The organism is Lysobacter sp. CA196 (assembly GCF_052078695.1).
GTDB lineage: Bacteria > Pseudomonadota > Gammaproteobacteria > Xanthomonadales > Xanthomonadaceae > Lysobacter.
This window is the reverse complement of the sequence record NZ_JBQJIN010000013.1, coordinates 125,008-145,455: the sequence shown is the minus strand read 5'-3', so window position 1 is coordinate 145,455 and position 20,448 is coordinate 125,008. Positions and strand designations below refer to the sequence as shown.

The following is a 20,448-nucleotide window of genomic DNA, read 5'->3' as shown; positions in this document are numbered from 1 at the left end:
GGCTTTGTGACTACAACGCCGAGATACCCCACGACAGCCTGGGCGGTTTAACGCCCAACGAGTTTCGGATCCAAAACGACCCGGCGACCTCTAGTTTTGTGTGGCACTGATTTATGGTGGGTCGACATAGTTATTTCGGATAAAGCGGTTACCGACATCGCTGGTGCAGGAACTAAGGAGCGGAAGATATTCGAAAAAGCTATTGCAAGTCAGATTTTGTACGAGAGAAAGGTTCAAACTCTAGTCGAAACTGGCTGTGAGCCCGCGTCTGTTTTATTGCCGCCTTTTGAGTTGAAAGTGGAGGTGGAGGGGTATTGGGAGAGGCTTCCGTTCGGTACATATGGGAGTGGACCTGAGGGAGAGCGAGTCCTTGGTCGGACCTGGGTCCGTAAAACTTTGTCTAAACGTCAGGCATCAATGTATGGGTCATCAGTTGCTGGTTCATTCTCGGATAGATCGCAGGCGCTTCCGGCTGCCGAAGAGGGTTATATATATGTTTTGCGAAATGCTGCTCATCAGATAGATATTTTCAAAGTTGGTTTGACAAGGCGCAGCGTCTCTACGCGTGCTGCTGAACTTTCTCGGGGCACAGGTATTCCTGATATTTTCCTTACAGTGCAGTCGTGGTGGGTGCCTGATGTTGTCTACGCCGAAAAGCGCATCCATAAAATTCTAGATGGATATCGACTCAAGGATGCTCGAGAGTTTTTTAAGGCCGAATACGCGGTGATACGTTCGGCAATTGATTTGGTCGTTGGTGAGCTTTCTGGTAGGGTCGTTCCCGCTTAATTGCTGTATTCCTGAGCTAACGTATTACTATCTCAATTGGTCACGAGGATACTGATAATGGATTATCAACATGCGCTTGCATACGCGGCAGCATCTGGCGCACTCTGCTTGTTTACTGGTGCGGGATTTTCCAAGCACTTATCCGGAGGGATGTCTCCATCTTGGATAGAGCTGCTTGAAGAGAGTTGCAACTCGTTAATTAACCCGGCGGCTGCCAAGGCTCAGTTGGTGCAGGCGGCTGCGACATATCCACTTGAGGATTGTGCGCAAATTCTTGATATCGCGTTTGTGCGTGAAAGTAAGGATTTACGCGAAACACTTGCTCAGCTTATCGGGCAGGTCGCCCTTCACGAACCAAGCGCGATCGTCACTAGGGATTTTCTAAGAGATAATCCTTCAACGACGGTTGTGACCACAAATTATGATCGTTTGTTGGAACAGGTTTTGGCGGCAGATCCTTGTGTATCTAATTTCCCAGGCAAGCCGATTGCGCGCCGTTCTGGTGCTGTGCAAATATTTCATATACACGGCTCGATTGAAGGGGCGGCCTCGATCGTGGCTACGACAAGTGATTACTATAAATTCATTAATGAGGATGGGTACTTCGCACAAAAGACTCTAACGCTGATGCATGAGAGTTCGGTTGTGATTCTTGGCTATAGCTTAAGTGACCCTAATTTGAAGGCTATTCTTAGTGATCTAAAAGCGCACGGTGCCCGATCCCTTAATAGAGGGAATATTTTTTACGTGACGCGGGGCGTTGTGCCGCCTTTTGTTCGAGATTATTATGAGGCCGCATTCGGTCTGGTTGTTATTGAGAACATGGAGATAGATAGGCTGCTATCTGAAGTCGCATATTGCATTCCAGCCGCAAGAGTTCAGGTGGCGCAATCCGAGCAGGATATACGTGATGTAATTTCGGGTCGGCGTGATTGGGCCGATCAGTTTTTGCGCCTTCCCTCTTCTCTTTTTCAGATATTGGCAGTAGCGAATATAAGCGGGACTGAGATTCGAGCGCCGGCATTTGCCGCGATGCTTGGACGTATATTTGAGCGAAAAATTCGATACACCAATGTGAATGGTGCCTGGGAGCAATATTCGCATTTGGCCGATTGGCTCGTGCACGTTGGTGCGATCATAGATATTCGAGGGACTCCTTTAGAGGAGTCTTATCTTTCTGCAGTTAGACACTCAATGACGTCGATGAGTAGTGCTTATGTTCGAGGCAAGTCTTGGTATGCATATTCTGTGTGGAAAGATAAGTGGAAATTTATTAGTTTTGATAATAGATTGTTGATTAGGTCATATGTCCAAGCTAATTTTCCAGCTCATGTTGATGCTTTGGCTGTTGTAGGTCAGTGAGCTATATTGCGATATAATTCAATTGCGTTCAGTTTTGTTGGCATTTAAGAGTCTAGCTCGGTTAAGTAGTCAATTTATTCATAATTTTGACTCGAAACGTTTGACGAACGTTGTCAATGACACGCTGCAGATGGCGCAATATTCCTTTAGCTGAATCAGATCGATTCGCTGAGTTCCGCCCTCGATCTTGCTCACGTACGACTGCGGCTTACCCAGCGCCTCCGCGCAGGCCGCTTGAGTGAGGCCAGCTGCATTACGCATTTCGCGGATAAGCTGGGATAGAACCTCGTTCTCTTTCGTGTAGAGCGTGCTGCTTGACATGTGTGCGGTATCCGAAGGCCCGCACGAATGCTGTATCCTCTTTAAGAATATTCAAAAATAGAATAAAATACTCCCGTCACGGATCAATGACCTTTGGGAGATGCTCATGCGAAACGGACGCCGCGCCCCTATCACCACGCCCCACAGCTACCTGCTGCCCGCCACTGCACAACAAGCTCTGACTCAGACTCGCGACCAGCTCCGCTTGCTGGCCCAGCTCACCGAGCCACAAGGCGAGGGCGGCCCCGATGTGGTCTATCTCTCGGCACAAGCGCTAGCCGAGTGCTTCGATCGCTTGGCCGACGACTTGGATCGGGTAGCCGAGGCTGTCAGCCTCTCCGGCTTGTAACTCGTTCTGTCGAGGGCGAGTGCAGCAGTCCGTCGCTCTGGACGGCCAAGCCGAGACCTGAGCAGAATCCCAGCTCGCTCGATGGGAGTTCGCAATGGCAAGCCGCACCATCATCGTCGCAGGCGTAACCGGCCTGGTAGGCAGGGAGCTTCTGTCCGGGCTGCTGGCCGACCCGAGTGTCGCCGCGGTGCACAGCCTCGGCCGCAGAATGCCGGCCGAGCACCATCCCAAGCTGACGGCGCACATCGTCGACTTCGCCGCATTGCCTGATTTGCCGTGTGCGGACGAGGTGTATCTGGCGCTGGGCACGACGATCAAGGTCGCGGGCAGTCAGGCGGCGTTTCGTGCCGTCGATTACGACGCCAACCTGGTGGTGGCGACGGCGGCGTTGGCCGCAGGCGCGAAGCGGGTCGGCTTGGTCAGTGCGATGGGGGCCGATTCCAAGTCGAAGGTCTTTTACAGCCGGGTGAAGGGTGAGCTGGAGGACGCCTTGGCATCGATGCCGTTCGAGGGCATGGTGTTCGCCCGTCCATCGTTGTTGGTCGGAGACCGCGAGGTGCTCGGGCAGCCGACCCGGCAGGGCGAGGTGCTGGGCTCCGCGCTCGGCAAGGTAGTGGGGTTCCTGATCCCGGCGAACTACAAACCCATCGATGCGTCGGCGGTGGCCTCGGCTCTGCTGTCCGCGGTGCCGTCGGCCCATGGCAGGACGGTCCTGCTGTCCGGTGCGATGCGGCGCTAGGCCTTTTCGCGGCCCGGATGGAGGGCTAATTCGGCTTCCTTGCCATGGCAATCAAAGTGGTCGCTCGCCTGGAAAGACCCGTTGCGGGGGGCTTTAGGTGAACTCGGATACGGCCTTACTGTCTTGGGCCGCGGCTCGGGTCTTCCTGCGAATGTTGGGCTAGGTTTTGCGCGTGTTGTTGGTCGCGCTCTTGATTGAAGGATTGGTTCGCACGCAAGGTGCCCTGCATCGGCGGTGCCGGCTCGGATGTGGACACACCCGCGTGGAACCCCGGTACGACACCCGCGATCCACAGGGTTCCATCTACAACGCCGATGCGTCCGATGCGACCAGCATCGGGAATGCCGTTTTGCTTGGCTTGGAGCATCGCTTGCGCCACTTTCTCGTCAGCTACCTGCGCAGGCACGTTCTGTCGGATCTTGTCGAACATGGCCTGATCCTCAGGCGCTAGCCGTGACGGCGTCAGTGTAGGTTCGATGCGTGCTGGCGATGAAACCGGGCTGATCGGGGCAGGGGCCTGCGAGCCGGAGGCGGGTGCTTGGAAAAGGGGGGCTGCATGGGGTGCGCGGTTCGCCTCGTAGCGATCGGCAGCCGACTCGGGATCGATCCGCCTGCCAAGATTGACGTTGGCGGCGAAGTCGCGGGCGGGGCGGTCGGAGACCTGGTCCGCCGCTCGTTGGACGATGGCCAACCCGGCCTGGGTGCTGATCGCTGCGAGCGTCTGCCGATCTGCGACTCCGTTGACCTGCTCAGTGCCATGCCAAAGTTGAAAGGCCTGTACTGCTCGCTGAGTGGCCGGGCCAAAAACGCCATCCGCGGTGATCGGCTGTTTGATCCTGTCATTGATTCCGAGCTGGATCAGATTCTCCTGCAACTTTGCGACTTCCTGACCTTGCTCGCCGACTTTCAAGCTGCCGTCGGCCATCGCATCGCGTGGTTGGCGAGTGCTGGCTGTGGAGGTAGGGGCCTGTAAGTACGACGGCAAGCCTTGGTCGTTCGGCTGCATCCAATCGTTTCGATAGCCGGGTGGTTGAAAGCGCTCGGCGACCTGCTGGAAGTCCGGTGTCGCTGAGAGTGCCGCGGCGTGCGTGCGTAATGTCGTTAGCGTCACAATGTCGGCTGTGCCGGTAGCTGGGAGGTTGTTGCGCTCCTGGAACAGGGAAACAGCTTCTCGCGTGCTCTTCCCATAGTCTCCGTCGGCTTCCAGCGCTCTGCCGTTGGCATCGACCGCGCCGACCAGCTTCAGACTTTCCTGTAACGCTTTTACGGAAAGATTGGCTTCGCCCGGGCGTAGCTCATTCTCGACAGGTAGTTGGTAGGGAATGCCTTTGAACCGTTCCTCGATGATCAGCAGTTGGTCGAGTCTGTCGCGATTGAGTGCTATATCGTTGTAATAGTCGTAGCTGCTGGTCCCGTAGTCGTCCGTCGCGGCCTGCTTGCCCTGGACGACTTTCACGGTCCCGCCATATCCGGCGATATGCCGCGCTTTCAGGAAACCCGCGATGTGCTCCTCGGAGTCACCCTCAACGAGCACTCCCTGCCTCATGGCGGTGCGATAAGCGGCGTCGCTGTTGCGTTTGAACGCTTGATCCTGCATGTCGGCGGAGGCTTGTACTGGTCGAGGCTCAAACCGTCTTTCCAGTTGGAAGCATCTTCCAGGAAGCGGGTCATGCCTCCCGACTCGGCCCAGGTCCACTCTCTGCGATACCCCGACATCGCCGCTCTGACCTTATCCGCGTCGACGTAGCCCGCATCGGCCAGCCAGGTAGCGCCCGCCTGATATCGTCCGACGTAACCCGCACCGTTGATGATGCTCAGGTCGCCGCCATTACTCTCGGTCAAGACCGTTGAAGCCACCAGCCTCCGAGTGGAATAGTCGCTCAGCCCTTCGATATTGCCCTGAGCGTACTGATTGGCTGTCAGTACGGCTCGTTCTTGCCTACGCGTCCCTGCCATGTTCCTGCTCCTTGTTGGTCGATCACGGGTGCTGCTTGCACTTCAGTTGGGCCATGACCTCGCTCGGTCGGGTCCGTGTCAGGTCGAATACCGTGAAGCCCGCGGTGTATTTGCCGCCGTCTTGCTGACTGGCCTGCACATAAATCTTGTCCCGCCCCGCGATCGAGACAGTGAAGAACGCGCCATTTCCTGTGCCTTCTTCAGCTTCTCCCGGGGCGCATTCATCGGCGATCGTGGAGACTTCAGCCGCAGCGCCGAACTGTTTCTTGAGGACGTCGATATAATCGTCCGAATAGAAGGGCTTGCTGATCGAGATGGACTCGATGGCAGCCTGCGACCCGTTGATGGATAGGGTCGACTCGCCTTCGTTTCTTTTCGTGGTCGCGTAATCCGGTCCAGGCCTGCCGTTCGGCACTTCTTTGACCGAGAACCCGAGCAGCAAAATTTTCCCGTGCTGTGAGTAGCGGCCAGGGACGTACTCTTTCGGCGACGGGTCGATCCATTTGATTTGGGGTAGGGCGCTATACGCCGACCAATCATGGCCCTTGTCGCTCGCGAACAGCTCGGCGCTCGCGAGCATGTCGCTGGACTGGGTAGGTGCGACACGTTCGGTGCCAGGCTTTGAGCTGGCCGGACTTTCAACCGCGGCGGTTCCTTTCTGGCAGCCTGCTAAGCTCAGTATCGCAATGGCGGCTGCTGCGGTTAGGTGATTGAGATTCACGTCATCTCTCTTGGTTGGGATGGGCCTTTCGATGAAGCTCGGACGAACGCGGTTCGGGCCGAAAGCCGAAAATAGATCAGTCCTCAATAATCATCTCGATCGTGACGGCATACACGCAGGCAGCCTCATTGTCTTCGAGCTTGGGCCGGTAGGTGTAGTCCACCAACAGCGATTGCCTGCCTTTCCAGTACTGCCAGGCTTGCGGCCTGTTATGCGGCCCGGGGAACTCGCTGTACTGGTAACCCATGGTTTTCAGCTTGTCGTGCAGACCATTCAGGGCCAATACGCATGGCCTGCGCTGCTGCGGGTCGTAGCGCTTTTCATCGGGCAAGTGGATACCAACTCGCTTGTCATCGCTAGCGTACTGACTGAAATCGAACGAATAAGCCGAGCCGGAGTCCAGGCTTCCCACCGTCGACCAGGTGCCGTCGACTTCGGTAGCGCTCAATGCAAAATGCGTCAGCGTTTCGACCCGTGCTTTGCTCAGGTCGCTTGTGCCTTGAATGCCATGGATCAGGGCGAATAACTTTTCCTCGAACTCTTTCTTGCTCAGCGTTGGCGCTGAAATCGACGCGCTGGGTGTGTCTTTCACAGGCTGAGGCTTGAGGCTGGAAAGCGATGAAGGCCCATCGGTTTGCGGCGCGGATGCGGAAACCTCGGCTGGAGAACCGCAGGCGACGAGGCCCAAGCACAAGATCGCGCAACCGAGTGTGCGTGTGTCGAAATGGATCTGGGCGATGAGTCGGGCCATGGACCGGTTTCGAAAAGATGCCGCTAGGGTCATGGAACTGGCGACGGGTTGCAAGAGCAACTGGGAGTTGCGCATTCGCGAATCGAAGTGTGTTCTTGCGTGCGAAACCGCACATTACGGGCGTCTAGCCGTTGCGCCGTCGGTGCTTGGTCGTACTCTAAGCGGCAGCCAGCGTGCTAAGACAAGGATGGTTCGTATGTTCAGCGAGATATTGAAGGCACTCGGGTCTCACTGGCTCATCCCGCTAATCGTCGCGGTGATTGCAGTCCCCCTGGCGAAAGGCCTGTTCGGACTGCATCGGTCCCGAGCGCAGGATCGTAAGGACTTTCTCGACTTATGGGCCAAGGCCGACAAGGCAGACGACCTTTGGCTTCAGGTCGCAGTCCGGCACGTTTATGGCGAGAACCTGCCAGTGCCGTTGATTCGACATTTGATGCTTCAACCGCAGGCCGCGCGTGCCTTGGTGGACCTTGCGTTCGTCTGGCCACTTCTGGATATGGACGAGGCCACCGGCGAGATGCGTTGGAGGGAAAAGCGACATTCTTCGCTCAAGGCACGTCGTGTGGAATGGCGTATTTGGTTGGCTGCTTACGCGATCCTCGCGTTCTCTGCGTTCGGATTCATAGCGCTGGCGGTCATCAGCGGCAAGTCATTGCTCGGCTTGGCGGCTTGGGCACTTGCATTGGAGGCGTTCTTCTTCGCCTATCGAGCGTTAGGGAAGGCAGAGCGCATGAGCGATACCGTGGAGGCCGTGCCACGCTGGACTGCCAAGCTGAAATGGACGCCGGTAGCCGAATACAAGAGCGCTGCAGCTTTGCCGGCTCGTTTTCGGAAGTCCGAAACCAGGCGCAAGCGTTGAGGTATCGCACGATCGCAGGCTGTGCGGTACATGCGCTAACGATCGTTGCTGTATTGCAAAACACTAGGATTCGCCAGGGGCGCTAGACGAACGGCAGGGCCATTCGGGGCGCCGAAATAGGTCGGTATCCGACCGCTGGTCACCTGAATAGGGCCGCGCGGCCTGCGCGCGTCTCATCCCTGTCCGACGCAGCGCGGCGCCCGCGTTGTCCCCCATGCCAGCGCAGTGCTCGGACTGCCCCCGGGGCTGCGCCGGCATTCCCCTATGACCAGGACCTGTGTCATGACTACCCATTCGACGTTCCGGCGCGGCCCCAAGCGGTGGGCGGCGGTTTCTCTGATCGCGTTGGGTTTGGCTGCGCTCGCTTTCGCGAGCCGGATCTCAGCGCCTTCGTTCGTGGACACGCATCAAGACGCCGCCGCGGGCGGCTCGCAAGGCGCAGCGGGTGCGGCCTTCGCGCCGAATCCGCTGGCTGCGGCGGCCATGCTGGTGAACGGTGGCGCTTCGCCCGATGGCATGTGGCAAACCTTGCCGGCGGTGCAGTTGCCCGAGCGCTTTCCGGCGCCGACCGGCTATGTTCCGCTCACCCTCGACGGGATGATGCTCGAAGCGCGCTTGCGCGACACGCCGCGCGAAACCTTCGGGCCGATTCCGCCGCAGACGCAGATCTATCTGCCGCGCGCCAGCGGCGGTTTCGTGCAGATTGCGCTGGCGCAAAGCCAGTTGCTCGGGCCGAACCTGGCGGGTCAGTTCCCGCAGATCAAGACCTATGTGTTCGAGGATGAGCGCGAAGGCTTCACCGGCTTTATCACCGTCGGCACGCGCGGCGTGTTCATCTCGGGTCAGACCGACGACGGCATCCTGCGCGTCGAACCGGTCGAGACCGCCAGCGGCCGCGTCTACCTGAGTTATCGCGACCAGGACCGCACCGACGGCGCCAACGATTTCCATCTGGGCGACGACGATCACCATCACGAGCCGCCGGTGCCGCGCTTCTCGGCTGCGCTGGTGTCGCAGATCAAGGCGAATGAGAAGGTCGATGCGGGCACGCAGTTGCGGATCTATCGGCTGGCGGCGTCGACCACCGGCGAGTTCTACCAGGCCCGCGATGCGGGCGGCGGTCTGGCCGATGTGTTGTCGTCCATCGTCGCCGATCTGGCCGGCGCCAATGCGGTGTTGGAACCCGAGGTCAGCGTGCGTCTGGTGATCGCCGATGTCAGCGACGATGTGGTCTATAGCGACCCGGACACCGACCCCTTCGACAACACCCAGAGCCCCTGCACCTTGCGCGATGCCAATCGCGACAACAACAAGGTGGTGTTGAACGATGCGGACTACGATCTCGGCTTTTTGTTCGCCACGCGCGCGGGCAACGGCGCCAGTGGTTGCGCCTGGTACGTCGTCTGCCAGACCACCAACGACACCCTGCACAAGGGCCGTGGGGCGGGGCAGATGGGCAACAACGGCGCCAACAGCGCCAGCGGCTTGCTCGCGCACGAAGTCGGCCATCAGCTCGGCGCGCGCCACACCTTCACCGGTGCGGGCGGCAGCTGCACCTTGAACGAGTTCCTCGCCGGCGACAGCGAAAGCGGCTACGAGCCGGGCAGCGGTACCACCCGCATGTCGTACAACGGCAACTGCGATTCGGACGACGTCGACACCTCGGTGATCGGCGCCGGCTCGTACTTCCACTCGCGCAGTTTCGACGAGATCGTCACCAATGTATTCGTCGGCGTGGGCTCGACCTGCGGCACCTTGATCAACACCGGCAACTCCGCGCCCAACGTCAATGCAGGCGGGGATTACACCATCCCGCGGCAGACGCCGTTCGAGCTCAACGGCTCGGCGACCGATGCCGATGCGCTGACCTACAACTGGGAGCAGTACGACCGTGCGGTGACTCAGCGGCCCATCAACACCGACCCTGGCGACGGCCCGTTGGTCCGCTCGCTGCCCCCGGGTGCGTCCAGCTCGCGCATCATCCCGAACCTGCAGGACCTGCTCGACGGCGTGACCCGCGCCGGCGAGATCCTGCCGCAGGTCGATCGCGAAATGAACTTCCGCCTGATCGCCCGCGACAACCGCATGGGCGGCGGTGGCGTGGCCTATGACGGCATGCATATCCAGGTGGTGGGCGATCCGTTCTTCATCACCTCGCCCAATAGCGGCAGCCTGAGCGCCGGCTGCACGGTGCCGTTGACCTGGGAGGTCGGTGGCGGTTCCATCGCGCCGCAGGTCAGTGCCTTGTTCTCCAGCGACGGCGGGCAGAACTTCGCCACCAGCCTGATCGGCTCGACCGCCAACGACGGTGCCAGCTCGTTCGTCGTGCCCTGCGCATCGGGGTCGGACAACCGCATCAAGCTGCAATCGGTCGGCAACATCTTCTTCGACATCAACGACCAGGACCTGAGCGTCAGCAACACCGCGCCGAGCGTCGCCGTCAACACGGCCGGCGGTGCGGTCGACGACCAATGCGAGTTCACCGTGCAGTTCACCGCCCAGGCCACCGACACCTGCGGCGTGCTGGCCGGCGATGTCGACGTCGACCTGATCAAGGGCGCGAACAACTTCACCCTGGGCACGCCGACGATCAACATCCAGCAGATCACGTCCACCCAGGTCGGGGTGAGCGGCAGCGTGGTGGTGTCCGATGTGACCGGCTCGCCGGCGCAGCTCACCGTCAGCGTGACCGCGCAAGACGGCTGCGGCCTGTCGACCAACGACACCGCGGTCGCGCAGATCGTCGACGACACCCCGCCGACGATCGACGTCAGCCTCGACCCCAGCCAGCTGTGGCCGCCGAACCACAAGATGGTGCCGATCTGGGCCAGCGTGGTCGCCAGCGACAACTGCCCGGGCGTCGGTTATGTCCTGACCAGCGTGACCAGCAACGAGCCCGACAACGGCGATGCCGACGGCGACACCGTCAACGACATCCAGAACGCCGCCATCGGCACGCCCGACCTGCAGTTCGACCTGCGCAGCGAGCGTGCGGGCAACGGCAACGGCCGCGTGTATACCGCGACCTATACGGTCCAGGACGGGTCGGGCAACGACGTGGCGGATTCGGACACGGTGCTGGTGCCGAAGAACAAATAGAGTCGTTTGGGCGACGAAGAACGCCGCCTTCGGGCGGCGTTTTTCTGTCTTCAGGGTAGGAGCGGCGCGAGCCGCGACCGCGGAGTTTCCAGCTCGCGTCGCATCCCCCCGCAACCAGGCTATTCAGAGTAGGAGCGGCGCGAGCCGCGACCGCGGAGTTTCCATCTCGCGTCGCATCCCCGTGCAACCGATGCCGGCGCGGGATGTCGGGGAGGGCTCGACGCGAGATCGTCGCTGCGCGGTCGCGGCTCGCGCCGCTCCTACCCCGGGTCTTCGGTCAAACCGCTACGCCGGTTCCGTTTCGCGTGATCGGCAACCAACATTCCCCGTCACTTTTGACAGTCCTCTGCAAACCGTCATGCGGCAGACGCTATACCTCGGTCGACAGGCACCAGCCTGTCGTCAACCAAAGGAGCGTTAACCATCATGGATTTTGGATATCGTCGTTCCGCACGTCTTGCCCCGGCGGCGCTTGCCGTCGGCCTGCTGTTCTCGCTGGGCCTCAATGCGCAGTCGGCCGGCGGCGACCCGATCGCGGTGTCGTATGCGCAGCAGTTCAAGGTGCCGCTGGCCGAGGCCAAGCGCCGCACGGCGCAGGTGGCGGAGATCGCGCAGTTGGAGCAACGGCTGCAGCGCGAGTTGCCGGATACCTTCGCCGGTCTGTACATCGAGCATCAGCCGACCTACCGGGTGGTGGTGCGGTTCACCAAGACGCCGAAGGCGCTGTTGTCGCGCTACACCAAGGCCCCTGAGTTCGTGGCGCAACTGGCGCCGCGGCCGTTGGAGCTGCTGCGCGGGGCACAGGAGGAATTGGCGGCGGAGCTGAGCCGCTCGGGTGTCGCATTCGAGTCCGGGCTGGACCTCAAGACCTCGCAGGTCAATCTGTTCGTGCTCGACACCGCGACCGCGTCCAAGCGCCTGTCCGGGCTGATGGCGGTGGCCGACTACATCAAGCTGCACAAGGTGCCGGCGCTGATGACGCCCACCGCCATGGTCGGCGGCAATCAGGTCACCGGTGCAACGATGAACTGCACCGCCGGCTTCAACGTGGTCAACGCGACGCGCGAACTCGGCATGATCACGGCCGGGCATTGCGACAACGCGCTGACCTACATCGGCAGCCCGAACGTCACCTTGGCATTCCAGAGCGAGCAGAACAGCGGTTCGCTGGACCTGCAATGGAACAAGCAATCCGTGGGAACGCCGCAGGTGCAGAGCAACGAGATCAAGCTGGTCGGCGGGCCGCAGGCGACGATGTCGATCACCAGCGAGACGACCTCGGCCAACCTGCCGATCGGCGCGACGGCCTGCAAGAACGGCATCACCACCAACTACACCTGCGGCCAGGTCGCCGACAAGAATGCGCAGGCGATGTACAACGGCGTGGTGGGCACCTTCATCCGCGTGCACAATGCCAGCAACCAGGTGATGAACGACTTCGGCGACAGCGGCGGGCCGGTGTTCGGCACCAACACCGCCTACGGCCTCGTCCACGGCCGCGGCGGCGCGGGCACGCCGACTCATAACGACCTGTACTTCGTGCCGGTGGACCACTTCTCCGCGCTCAGCGTGTCGGTGCTGAAGGAAGCTTTCAGCCTGACCAGCATCCCGAACGTGTCGGGGCCGCACAACGTCAGCTTCCAGGCGCAGGTGTTCTACAAGGGCGTGCCGAAATTCACCGTGCAGCGCAAGACCAAGATCATGAGCTGCCCCTCCGGTTGGAGCTGCAGCGACTACAACGGCAGCTACACCAGCAATACCGCTTCGCCGTTGACCTTCAACTTCAAGTGCACGACCACAGGGACGACGCCGACCGCGACCTTCTCCTGGCGCACGACCCTGGTCGGCGCGGATGGTGCGACGACCAACGCGATCGACCACACCAGCACCTGCATGGCCACCACCGTGGCCAGTGGTGCGGCGGTGCGTGGCGATGGCGGCCCGCCGATGATCACCATCGAACCCTGATCGCTGGCCAGGCACACGACGGCCGGCGGTCCGGCCGTCGTGTGCGAATACGCCCGACCTTGCGATATCCCTCAGTCTCTCTGTAGGAGCGAGATAGGTCGCGACCGCGAAGTTTCAGCCTCGCGCCGGATCCCCCTGCAACCGAGTTCGCAGGAGTAGGAGCGGCGCAAGCCGCGACCGCGGTCGCTCATGGGCGATGTCACTCGAAGTCTTGACCCGGGATATGGTGAGTTTCGACGCGAGATCGTGACAGCGCGGTCGCGGCTTGCGCCGCTCCTACCCGTTGGTTGCAGGAGGGAGCGGGGAGGGGCTGCGCCCGACGCAGGCGCACAAAAAAGCGCCCCGGTTGCCCAGGGCGCTCAGACAGGTGCTGCAACCGCGATGAATTACGGCGTGGTCTTCAAGGTCAAGGCATAGGTGCTGAGGATCGAGTTGATCGGGGTGAAGTAGCTGTTGCCGCCGCCGGTACGGCCTTGACGGCCCTTGCAGCTGCCGCTGCCGCCCGACAACACGCCCTGGGCCTGGCCGGCGCCGGTAATGAACGAGCCTCCGGAGTCGCCGCCTTCGGAGCAGGCAGTGGTCTGGGTGAGGCCGGTCACGGTGCCGTCCGGATTGCCGGCGTCGTCGACGTAGGACACGGTCATGTTCTTGCTGCGGATGGCGCCGCAGCGCCAGCTGCTGGTGCGGCCGGAACGGCACAGGGCTGCGCCGACCGCGGCTTCGGTGCTGCCGCTGACGTTGACGTCGCCATTGCCGTATCCGTAGACGCTGGCCGAGAGGGTGTGGGTGTTGTCGACCTGCACCCAACCGCGGTCGGGGCCGGTCTGGTTGTCGTCCGGCATCGAGGAAGCGGCAAACGAACCCAGGCGCACGCCCGGGGTCCACTGCGAGACTTCGTGATACACGACTTCGCCGGTGTCGCCGCAGTGGCCGGCGGTGGCGAAGCCCAGGGTGGTGCCCTTGGTCACCGAGAAACCGACCGAGCAGGCATAGACGTAGCCGTCGCCCGGGTCGCGCAGATAACCGCGGCCGCCCTGGATCGCGATGCGGCGCTGCGGCGCTTCGCTCAGGGTTTCGAAACGCACGGTGCTCGCATCCAGGCCGCTGCGCGCGATGAAGTCGACGCCGGCGTCTTCCGCGCCCGGGGCCACGCCCACGGTCACGCTGTTGCTCGGCAGGTCCACCGCCCAGCTGTACACGCCCTTCGGTGCCTTGCCGTTGCGCGCGAGCTGGCTGTCGAGTTGTCCCTTGGCGGCGTTGAGCGCGGCCAGGCTATGACGCGCCTGGCGGGTTTCCACGCCGGCCGCGGCCTTGGCGGCCTTGATCGAGGTGCTGGCGGCGACCACGCCAAAGGAGCCGTCGGCCTTGCGCTCGAGCCAGGCGCCGGCGAAGTGGCGGCCGAGCTGCTTTTCCAGAGTCTTTTCTTGTTGTGCGGCGAGGCGTTCGGTCTTCAGGTACTGGGCCAGTTGCGTGCCCGACAATCCCAGGTCGCGCTGCATGGCCGACTTCAACGCGGGGGCGAGATCGTCGGCGGCGAAGGCCGCGCCGGATACGGTCATGGCTACGGTGGCAGCGAGAACCGACATACTGAACTTGCGCATATCCAAAAACTCCTAAGGCAGAGAGGGATGCGGACAACAGTGGCGGCGGGGCCGGGGCAGGTCGCTGAGGTGGCAGGCATGAAGCGCTCGGCCGGGCCGCACTGGATAGAACGGGGCCGCGTTGGGGCACCCCCACCTGGAAATTGAGACGGCGTGCTTGTTTTTGCGCTAGCGCACGGTTGCCGATTATGAAAATCGTGAATGAAGGAGGAGCGACGTGAGTCGCAGCCCACGCTGCGAGGCAATGGTCCGTCGCAGTTGCATGGTCGTCGTCGCGGCTTACGCCGTTCCTACAAAGGTCGGCGTTCCAAGGGTAGGAGCGACGCAAGTCGCGACTACGCATGCGCAGCATCCGTCGCCGTTTCGGTTTCGCGGTCGCGGCTCGTGCCGCTCCTACAAAGGTCGGCGATCCAGGGTAGGAGCGACGCAAGTCGCGACCGCGCATGCGCAACATCCGTCGCAGCTTCGGTTTCGCGGTCGCGGCTTGCGCCGCTCCTACCCCTTGAAGCCGGTGGCTTACTGTAGGAGCGACATGAGTCGCGGCCCACGCTGCGAGGCAATGGTCCGTCGCAGTTGCATGGTCGTGGTCGCGGCTTGCGCCGTTCCTACAAAGGTCGGCGTTCCAAGGGTAGGAGCGACGTGAGTCGCGACTGCGCATGCGCAACATCCGTCGCCGTTTCGATTTCGCGGTCGCGGCTCGCGCCGCTCCTACCCCTTGAAGCCGATGACTCACTGTAGGGGCGACGTGAGTCGCGACCCACGCTGCGAGGCAATGGTTCGTCGCAGTTGCATGGTCGTGGTCGCGGCTTGCGCCGTTCCTACAAAGGTCGGCGTTCCAAGGGTAGGCGCGACGTGAGTCGCGACTGCGCATGCGCAACATCCGTCGCAGCTTCGGTTTCGCGGTCGCGGCTTGCGCCGCTCCTACCCTTTGTGTCGTCGCTCTTGGAGACGCGAGCGAAGGGCAGGTGCCCTTCGCTCGCCTGGGTTCAGCGCATCGTGCCGAGGCGTGCGATCGCGGCGCGCAGGTCCGGCAGCGGGCCGATCTGGCCGCCGGTGCCGGTCTGCGGGGTGCCGGTGGTCATCAGCAGCTCGCGCATCTGCCGCGGCGTGAGGGTGATGCCGCGTTGCCTGGCGATGCCCGACAACGCGACCACCGCGGCGGCGACGATCGGTGAGGCGCTGGAGGTGCCGGCGAAGGTCTTGGTGTAGCGCGCGTTGACGCCGCCGTTGTACAGCTCACCATAGCCGGCGCTGGTGACGCAGCGGCCCCAGGCCTGCACGTTGACGCGGCGGCCGTAGGTCGAGAACGGCTGCTTGGCGCGCTCGGCGACCGTGTCGCTGCACCATATGTTGGAGCGTGGGCCGCCGGCGCCGACGATGATCGAACCCGAGTCCGGGCGGCTGCGCGGGAACGGCGAACCGAAGCAGGTGGTGTTGTCGAGATTCATATTACCGTTGCCGCCGGCCTGGACCACGTGCACGCCTTTGTTGGTGGCGACGACGATGGCGTCGTACACCGACGGCGTCCACTCCACCGGCACGTAGTTGCTGCAGCCGCTCGGTCCCGCCGCCTGTTGTTCCAGCAGCATGACGTCGCCGGCGCGCAGTGCGTTGGCGGCGGTCAGGATGGCGTTGGCCAGGTCGTAACCGCGCTGGGTATTCATCGCGTTGGTGTAGTGGGCGCTGGCGCCGCTGACCAGGCCGGTGACGCCGATACCGTTGTTGTCGGCGATCAACTCGCCCATCACCGCGGTGCCGTGGTTGTTGTCGTTGAACGGGTCGCTCGGGGTGCCGTTGGCGATCAGCGCGCCGGCGAGGCGCAGCTTGGACAGGTCTTCGTGGTTGGTGTTCCAACTGTATTCGATGTCGAGCACGCGCACGCCGGTGCCGTCGCCGCCGGCCACGGTGCGGGCGTACTGGCTGTCGATACCGCTCTGCGCCGCAGGCAACTGGTAGTGCTGCTGGTCGTGATAAGCGGGCGAGGCCGGCAGCGGCATCGGCAGCGCCGCCGGGTAGGCGATCTCGACGATGCTCATGGCGTTGAGTTCGTCGATCACCCGCCGGATGTCCTGGCCTGGGCGCATCTTCAGGCGGAACCACTGGCTCAAGTCGGGCTGTTCGTTCTGCGCCTGCGGCTGCGCGCTCTTCGACAGCGAGGTGAGCATGGCCTCGTCGGCGCGGAACAGCGGTTCCATGTTCGCGACTGGGCCGGCGCCGCCGGCCAGGCTTTCCAGCGCCGTCAGGCGCCCGTACTTCGCCGAGGTCGGGCGTCCGCTCTGCAGACGCACCTGGCTGTCGCGGACGAATTTGACTTCGATGTATTCGCGCGAGTCGTAGCGGCCGAGTTGGGTCTTGGCCGGCTTGGGCATGGCCGATTGCGACACGGGAGCGTTCGACGGCGGTGCGGCGAGCGGCGCGACGGCGGGCATCGCCGCGATCGCCAGGCACGGCAGCAGCAGGCGGAGCAGGGGCGCGGAGTGGGGGCGTGCGGATTTCGTGCGTGCAGCGGAGGACTTGTAGCGCATGAGAAAGAATCCTGAGTGGATGGGAGGAATCGTCATGCGAAGCGACACGCTGTCCGGGCTTCGCGGCCGGTGCGGAGCGGATCGTCGAGCGATCCGGCGGCGAGCATAGTCAGGCGCAATGTGCCTCGACTTGAGTCGGATCACGCTTTCAATGACGCGACGCAGTGGGTTTTTTGCCGTGCGGAAACCGGGATCGCGCACACGGCTTGAAGGCGTCGCAATGCGGCATTGCAGCCTCGTGCAGCCTGTGGACGTGTCAGGGTGGCGGGTTGTGCTCGGTCCGAGGCGAGAAGCGCGGGCGAAACGTGGTGCGGCGCATCGAGACGGTGTCGGATGGAGGCGCGGCGATCTCCGGCCGCTCGGCGGAATGCGAACGGGGTCCGGTGCGAACAGGACTTCTGGGACGGGTCCGGGCCGGGGCGCTCGCTATAGTGGCGACACCATTCAGCAGGGATCGTGCCGTGTCCAAGTCCAGCCTCCCGCTCGTCGCTTTGTTGGCCATGTCCACCGCGTCCGCCGGCGCCTTGCACGGCATCCAGCCCGACGACATCAATCGCCAGGGCAATGCCTGCAACGATTTCTACGACTACGCCAACGGCGCGTGGCGGCAGCAGAACCCGATCCCGGACTACATGGACCGCTGGAGCCGGCGCTGGCAATCGGGCGAGCTCAACAAAGAGCGGGTGCGCGACATCCTCGACGAATTGTCGGCGCGCAAGGATTGGCCGAAGGGCAGCGCGGGCCAGTTGGCCGGTGATTTCTACGCCGCCTGCATGGACGAGTCGCGGGTCGATGCGCTGGGCAGCAAGCCGCTGCAGCCGTGGCTGAGCGAGATCGGCGCTGTCAACGACAGCGCCGGTGTGCAGCGCATGATCCGCAAGTTGCAGGACGCCGGCGTGGGCGTGCCGTTCGTGCTGTTCGCCGGCGAAGACCTGCGCGAGCCGTCGCAGACCATCGCCCATGTCTATGCCGGCGGCCTCGGTTTGCCGGATCGCGATTACTACCTCAAGCCCGAACCGCGTTTCGTCGAGGCGCGCGCCAAATACCTGGTGCATGTGGCCAAGATGTTCGAACTGGCCGGCACCCCGGCCGAGCAGGCCCAGCGCGATGCGCAAACCGTGTTCGACTTCGAGAAGCGCCTGGCCGAAGCCTCGCTGGACAACGTGCAACTGCGCAACCCGAAGCTGCAGGACAACCCGACCGCGTTCGCGGACCTGTCCAAGCTCGCGCCAAGCTTCGACTGGGGGCGCTACTTCGACGCGGCCGGCGTGCCGCGCAACGCCGTCAACGTGACCCAGCCGAAGTTCCTGCAGCAGGTCGAGAAGGAGCTGGCGACGACGCCCTTGCCGCAGTGGAAGATCTATCTGCAATGGCATCTGCTCAACACCGCCGCCGACTCGCTGTCGCAGCCCTTCGTCGAGGAGAATTTCGCCTTCAACGGCAAGTTCCTGACCGGCGCCACTCAGATGAAGCCGCGCTGGAAGCGTTGCGCCGAGCTCACCGACACCCAGCTCGGCGAAGCGCTGGGGCAGAAGTACGTCGAGAAGTACTTCCCGCCGGAAGCCAAGGCGCGCATGCAGGACATGGTCAAGAACATCCTCGCGGCGATGGACGACACCATCGGCGAGCTGGCCTGGATGGACGATGCGACCAAGAAAAAGGCATTGGAAAAACGTTCGACCTTCGTCGCCAAACTCGGCTACCCAGACAAGTTCAAGGACTACCATGGCGTCGCGGTGAGCCGCGACTCGGCCTGGGACAATGTCGTTGCCGCCTCGCGCTGGAACGTGACCGACAACCGCAGCCAGATCGGCAAGCCCACCGACCGGAGCCGTTGGGGCATGACCCCGCCGACCTCGAACGCCTACTACAACCCCTTGCAGAACGAGATCGTGTTCCCGGCCGGCATCCTGCAGTCGCCGGCGTTCGACGTGAACGCCACCGACGCGGTCAACTACGGCGCCATCGGCGTGGTGATCGGCCACGAGATCAGCCACGGCTTCGACGACCAGGGTGCGCAGTTCGACGCCAAGGGCCGCTTGTCCAATTGGTGGACACCGGCCGACGGCCGGCAGTTCGCGGCCAAGGGCCAATGCGTGGTCGACCAGTTCGAGGGCTATTTCATCGAACCCGGCCAGCACCACAACGGCAAGCTGGTGCTGGGCGAATCGATCGGCGACCTGGCCGGCGCCAAGATCGCCTATCGCGCCTATCTGAAGTCGCGCGAAGGCAAGGGCCCGGAACCGACCCTGGACGGCTTCAGTCCCGAGAAACAGTTCTTCATTGCCTGGGGCCAGTTCCGCGGCGACGAAACCCGCCTGGAAACCCAGCGCACCATGATCCAGGGCGACCCGCACCCGGTCGCGAAGTACCGAGTCAACGGCCCGCTGTCGAACCTGCCGGCGTTCCAGCAGGTGTTCGAGTGCAAGGCGGGCGATGCGATGGTGCGGGCGGAGCAGAAGCGGTGTGAGGTGTGGTGAGGATGGCTCTCGCGTTCTTCATGGTTGTCGCTTCCGGGGGCGGGGTGGAGGAGTGAACCTCCCCCTGTAGGAGTGGCGTGAGCCGCGACCACGGGACGCGCAGAGTCCGCAATGCTTTCGTCATTGATCGAAGGGGTGATGCCTCGCCAGGGTAGGAGCGGCGCAAGCCGCGACCAAGGGACGCGCAGAGGCGATAGTGCTGATGTCGCCCATCGAAGCGGCATGCTTTCGCTTGGGTAGGGGCGACGCAAGTCGCGACCGCGCTGTGACGGATTCGCGGCGCTTATATCAAGCAAGATCAATATCTAGATCAAACGCCAAAAGCTTCCGCCACTAAAGCGGCGGGTTACTTTCTTTTGTCTAAAGCAACAAAAGAAAGCTAACCAAAGAGGTTGCTTTTCTTTGAATCACAGGCCCGCACGAGCGGTGCTAACGCGGGGATTTTTCATACGGGACATCCCTGTCCCGATGAAAAACGGCCCGCATCCATGCGGGCCGCCCTCCGGGTCTTCTGTTGCCTTCGCTAGTGCGAGACGACGCACAGCAGAACAGAGCAACAGCAGTAACGTCGTTGCCGTTGCCGTTGCCGTTGCCTTGGCCTTGGCTCTGCCGGTCAACAGTAGACCCGTAGGGCGGCCCGCATGGATGCGGGCCGTGCGCAAGCAGGCCATGGATGGCCTGTCTGGAGCATCCCTGCGTATGCATCGATCGTGCGGGCTTGTGCCCTTGCAAGGAAGGCCTTTTCTTTGGTTAGCTTTCTTTTGGGCCAGCAAAAGAAAGTAACCCGGCCGCGTCAGCGGACGGAAGCTTTGCTCTTGATCGAAAGATACGCCCCGTGACCGCGAGGGCGCGGTCGCGACTTGCGTCGCTCCTACCCTGGGCTCCAGCCGGAACCGACGCGAGATCAGAGCGTCTTGGTCGCCGCTTG

General features: G+C 62.3%; 15 protein-coding genes. 8 read left to right on the top strand and 7 right to left on the bottom strand.

Annotated features, from left to right (window positions below; translation table 11 throughout):
- Nucleotides 1-96: 96 nt before the first annotated feature.
- Nucleotides 97-789, top strand: a complete 693-nt coding sequence (locus ACTOWK_RS13660) for a GIY-YIG nuclease family protein (RefSeq protein WP_441330706.1) — start codon at nucleotides 97-99, stop codon at nucleotides 787-789.
- A gap of 57 nt (nucleotides 790-846) precedes the next feature.
- Entirely contained in the window at nucleotides 847-2,151 is a 1,305-nt protein-coding gene (locus ACTOWK_RS13655; RefSeq protein WP_441330705.1) for an SIR2 family NAD-dependent protein deacylase, read from the top strand.
- Between the two features lie 78 nt (nucleotides 2,152-2,229).
- On the opposite strand, the gene ACTOWK_RS13650 is transcribed toward ACTOWK_RS13655, so the two are convergent.
- Nucleotides 2,230-2,472, bottom strand: a complete 243-nt coding sequence (locus ACTOWK_RS13650; protein WP_441330704.1) for a helix-turn-helix domain-containing protein — start codon at nucleotides 2,470-2,472, stop codon at nucleotides 2,230-2,232.
- Nucleotides 2,473-2,572: 100 nt separating this feature from the next.
- On the opposite strand from ACTOWK_RS13650, the gene ACTOWK_RS13645 reads away from it, so the two are divergent.
- Both ACTOWK_RS13645 and ACTOWK_RS13640 read left to right on the top strand, forming a co-directional pair.
- Complete coding sequence (locus ACTOWK_RS13645; protein WP_441330703.1) at nucleotides 2,573-2,821, top strand: XAC0095 family protein; 249 nt, start codon at nucleotides 2,573-2,575, stop codon at nucleotides 2,819-2,821.
- Nucleotides 2,822-2,915: 94 nt separating this feature from the next.
- A complete protein-coding gene (locus ACTOWK_RS13640; RefSeq protein WP_441330702.1) occupies nucleotides 2,916-3,560 on the top strand; it encodes a nucleoside-diphosphate sugar epimerase in 645 nt (214 codons plus the stop codon).
- Nucleotides 3,561-3,675: 115 nt separating this feature from the next.
- On the opposite strand, the gene ACTOWK_RS13635 is transcribed toward ACTOWK_RS13640, so the two are convergent.
- The 4 genes from ACTOWK_RS13635 to ACTOWK_RS13620 form a co-directional block, all read right to left on the bottom strand.
- The gene (locus ACTOWK_RS13635; RefSeq protein WP_441330701.1) at nucleotides 3,676-5,157 is read right to left on the bottom strand and encodes a peptidoglycan-binding domain-containing protein; all 1,482 of its coding nucleotides are present in this window, start codon (nucleotides 5,155-5,157) and stop codon (nucleotides 3,676-3,678) included.
- Nucleotides 5,103-5,516, bottom strand: coding sequence for a hypothetical protein (locus ACTOWK_RS13630; RefSeq protein WP_441330700.1), 414 nt, complete (start codon nucleotides 5,514-5,516; stop codon nucleotides 5,103-5,105). The genes ACTOWK_RS13635 and ACTOWK_RS13630 overlap by 55 nt, the downstream gene beginning before the upstream one ends.
- A 22-nt stretch (nucleotides 5,517-5,538) precedes the next feature.
- Complete coding sequence (locus ACTOWK_RS13625) at nucleotides 5,539-6,237, bottom strand: hypothetical protein (protein ID WP_441330699.1); 699 nt, start codon at nucleotides 6,235-6,237, stop codon at nucleotides 5,539-5,541.
- A gap of 76 nt (nucleotides 6,238-6,313) precedes the next feature.
- A complete protein-coding gene (locus ACTOWK_RS13620; RefSeq protein ID WP_441330698.1) occupies nucleotides 6,314-6,988 on the bottom strand; it encodes a hypothetical protein in 675 nt (224 codons plus the stop codon).
- 196 nt (nucleotides 6,989-7,184) lie between these two features.
- Between ACTOWK_RS13620 and ACTOWK_RS13615 the strand changes: the two genes are divergently transcribed.
- The 3 genes from ACTOWK_RS13615 to ACTOWK_RS13605 all read left to right on the top strand — a co-directional run bounded on the left by ACTOWK_RS13615 (nucleotide 7,185) and on the right by ACTOWK_RS13605 (nucleotide 12,914).
- Entirely contained in the window at nucleotides 7,185-7,847 is a 663-nt protein-coding gene (locus ACTOWK_RS13615; protein ID WP_441330697.1) for a hypothetical protein, read from the top strand.
- Between the two features lie 396 nt (nucleotides 7,848-8,243).
- Complete coding sequence (locus ACTOWK_RS13610) at nucleotides 8,244-10,946, top strand: reprolysin-like metallopeptidase (RefSeq protein ID WP_441330696.1); 2,703 nt, start codon at nucleotides 8,244-8,246, stop codon at nucleotides 10,944-10,946.
- A gap of 426 nt (nucleotides 10,947-11,372) precedes the next feature.
- Complete coding sequence (locus tag ACTOWK_RS13605) at nucleotides 11,373-12,914, top strand: S1 family peptidase (protein WP_441330695.1); 1,542 nt, start codon at nucleotides 11,373-11,375, stop codon at nucleotides 12,912-12,914.
- A 386-nt stretch (nucleotides 12,915-13,300) separates the two neighbouring features.
- Here ACTOWK_RS13605 and ACTOWK_RS13600 read toward each other — a convergent pair whose 3' ends face one another.
- Complete coding sequence (locus ACTOWK_RS13600) at nucleotides 13,301-14,515, bottom strand: alpha-lytic protease prodomain-containing protein (protein WP_441330694.1); 1,215 nt, start codon at nucleotides 14,513-14,515, stop codon at nucleotides 13,301-13,303.
- 986 nt (nucleotides 14,516-15,501) lie between these two features.
- A complete protein-coding gene (locus ACTOWK_RS13595) occupies nucleotides 15,502-17,040 on the bottom strand; it encodes a S8 family serine peptidase (protein WP_441330693.1) in 1,539 nt (512 codons plus the stop codon).
- 461 nt (nucleotides 17,041-17,501) lie between these two features.
- Between ACTOWK_RS13595 and ACTOWK_RS13590 the strand changes: the two genes are divergently transcribed.
- Nucleotides 17,502-19,520 (top strand): M13 family metallopeptidase, encoded by a 2,019-nt coding sequence (locus tag ACTOWK_RS13590; RefSeq protein WP_441330692.1) that lies wholly within the window; start codon nucleotides 17,502-17,504, stop codon nucleotides 19,518-19,520.
- The last annotated feature ends 928 nt before the right edge of the window (nucleotides 19,521-20,448 follow it).

Excerpts from the sequence above, each read along its gene's own strand:
- ACTOWK_RS13655 (WP_441330705.1), top strand. The coding sequence starts at position 847 with ATGGATTATCAACATGCGCTTGCATACGCGGCAGCATCTGGCGCACTC.
- ACTOWK_RS13650 (WP_441330704.1), bottom strand. The coding sequence starts at position 2,472 with ATGTCAAGCAGCACGCTCTACACGAAAGAGAACGAGGTTCTATCCCAG.
- ACTOWK_RS13645 (WP_441330703.1), top strand. The coding sequence starts at position 2,573 with ATGCTCATGCGAAACGGACGCCGCGCCCCTATCACCACGCCCCACAGC.
- ACTOWK_RS13640 (WP_441330702.1), top strand. The coding sequence starts at position 2,916 with ATGGCAAGCCGCACCATCATCGTCGCAGGCGTAACCGGCCTGGTAGGC.
- ACTOWK_RS13635 (WP_441330701.1), bottom strand. The coding sequence starts at position 5,157 with ATGCAGGATCAAGCGTTCAAACGCAACAGCGACGCCGCTTATCGCACC.
- ACTOWK_RS13630 (WP_441330700.1), bottom strand. The coding sequence starts at position 5,516 with ATGGCAGGGACGCGTAGGCAAGAACGAGCCGTACTGACAGCCAATCAG.
- ACTOWK_RS13620 (WP_441330698.1), bottom strand. The coding sequence starts at position 6,988 with ATGGCCCGACTCATCGCCCAGATCCATTTCGACACACGCACACTCGGT.
- ACTOWK_RS13615 (WP_441330697.1), top strand. The coding sequence starts at position 7,185 with ATGTTCAGCGAGATATTGAAGGCACTCGGGTCTCACTGGCTCATCCCG.
- ACTOWK_RS13605 (WP_441330695.1), top strand. The coding sequence starts at position 11,373 with ATGGATTTTGGATATCGTCGTTCCGCACGTCTTGCCCCGGCGGCGCTT.
- ACTOWK_RS13600 (WP_441330694.1), bottom strand. The coding sequence starts at position 14,515 with ATGCGCAAGTTCAGTATGTCGGTTCTCGCTGCCACCGTAGCCATGACC.
- ACTOWK_RS13595 (WP_441330693.1), bottom strand. The coding sequence starts at position 17,040 with ATGCGCTACAAGTCCTCCGCTGCACGCACGAAATCCGCACGCCCCCAC.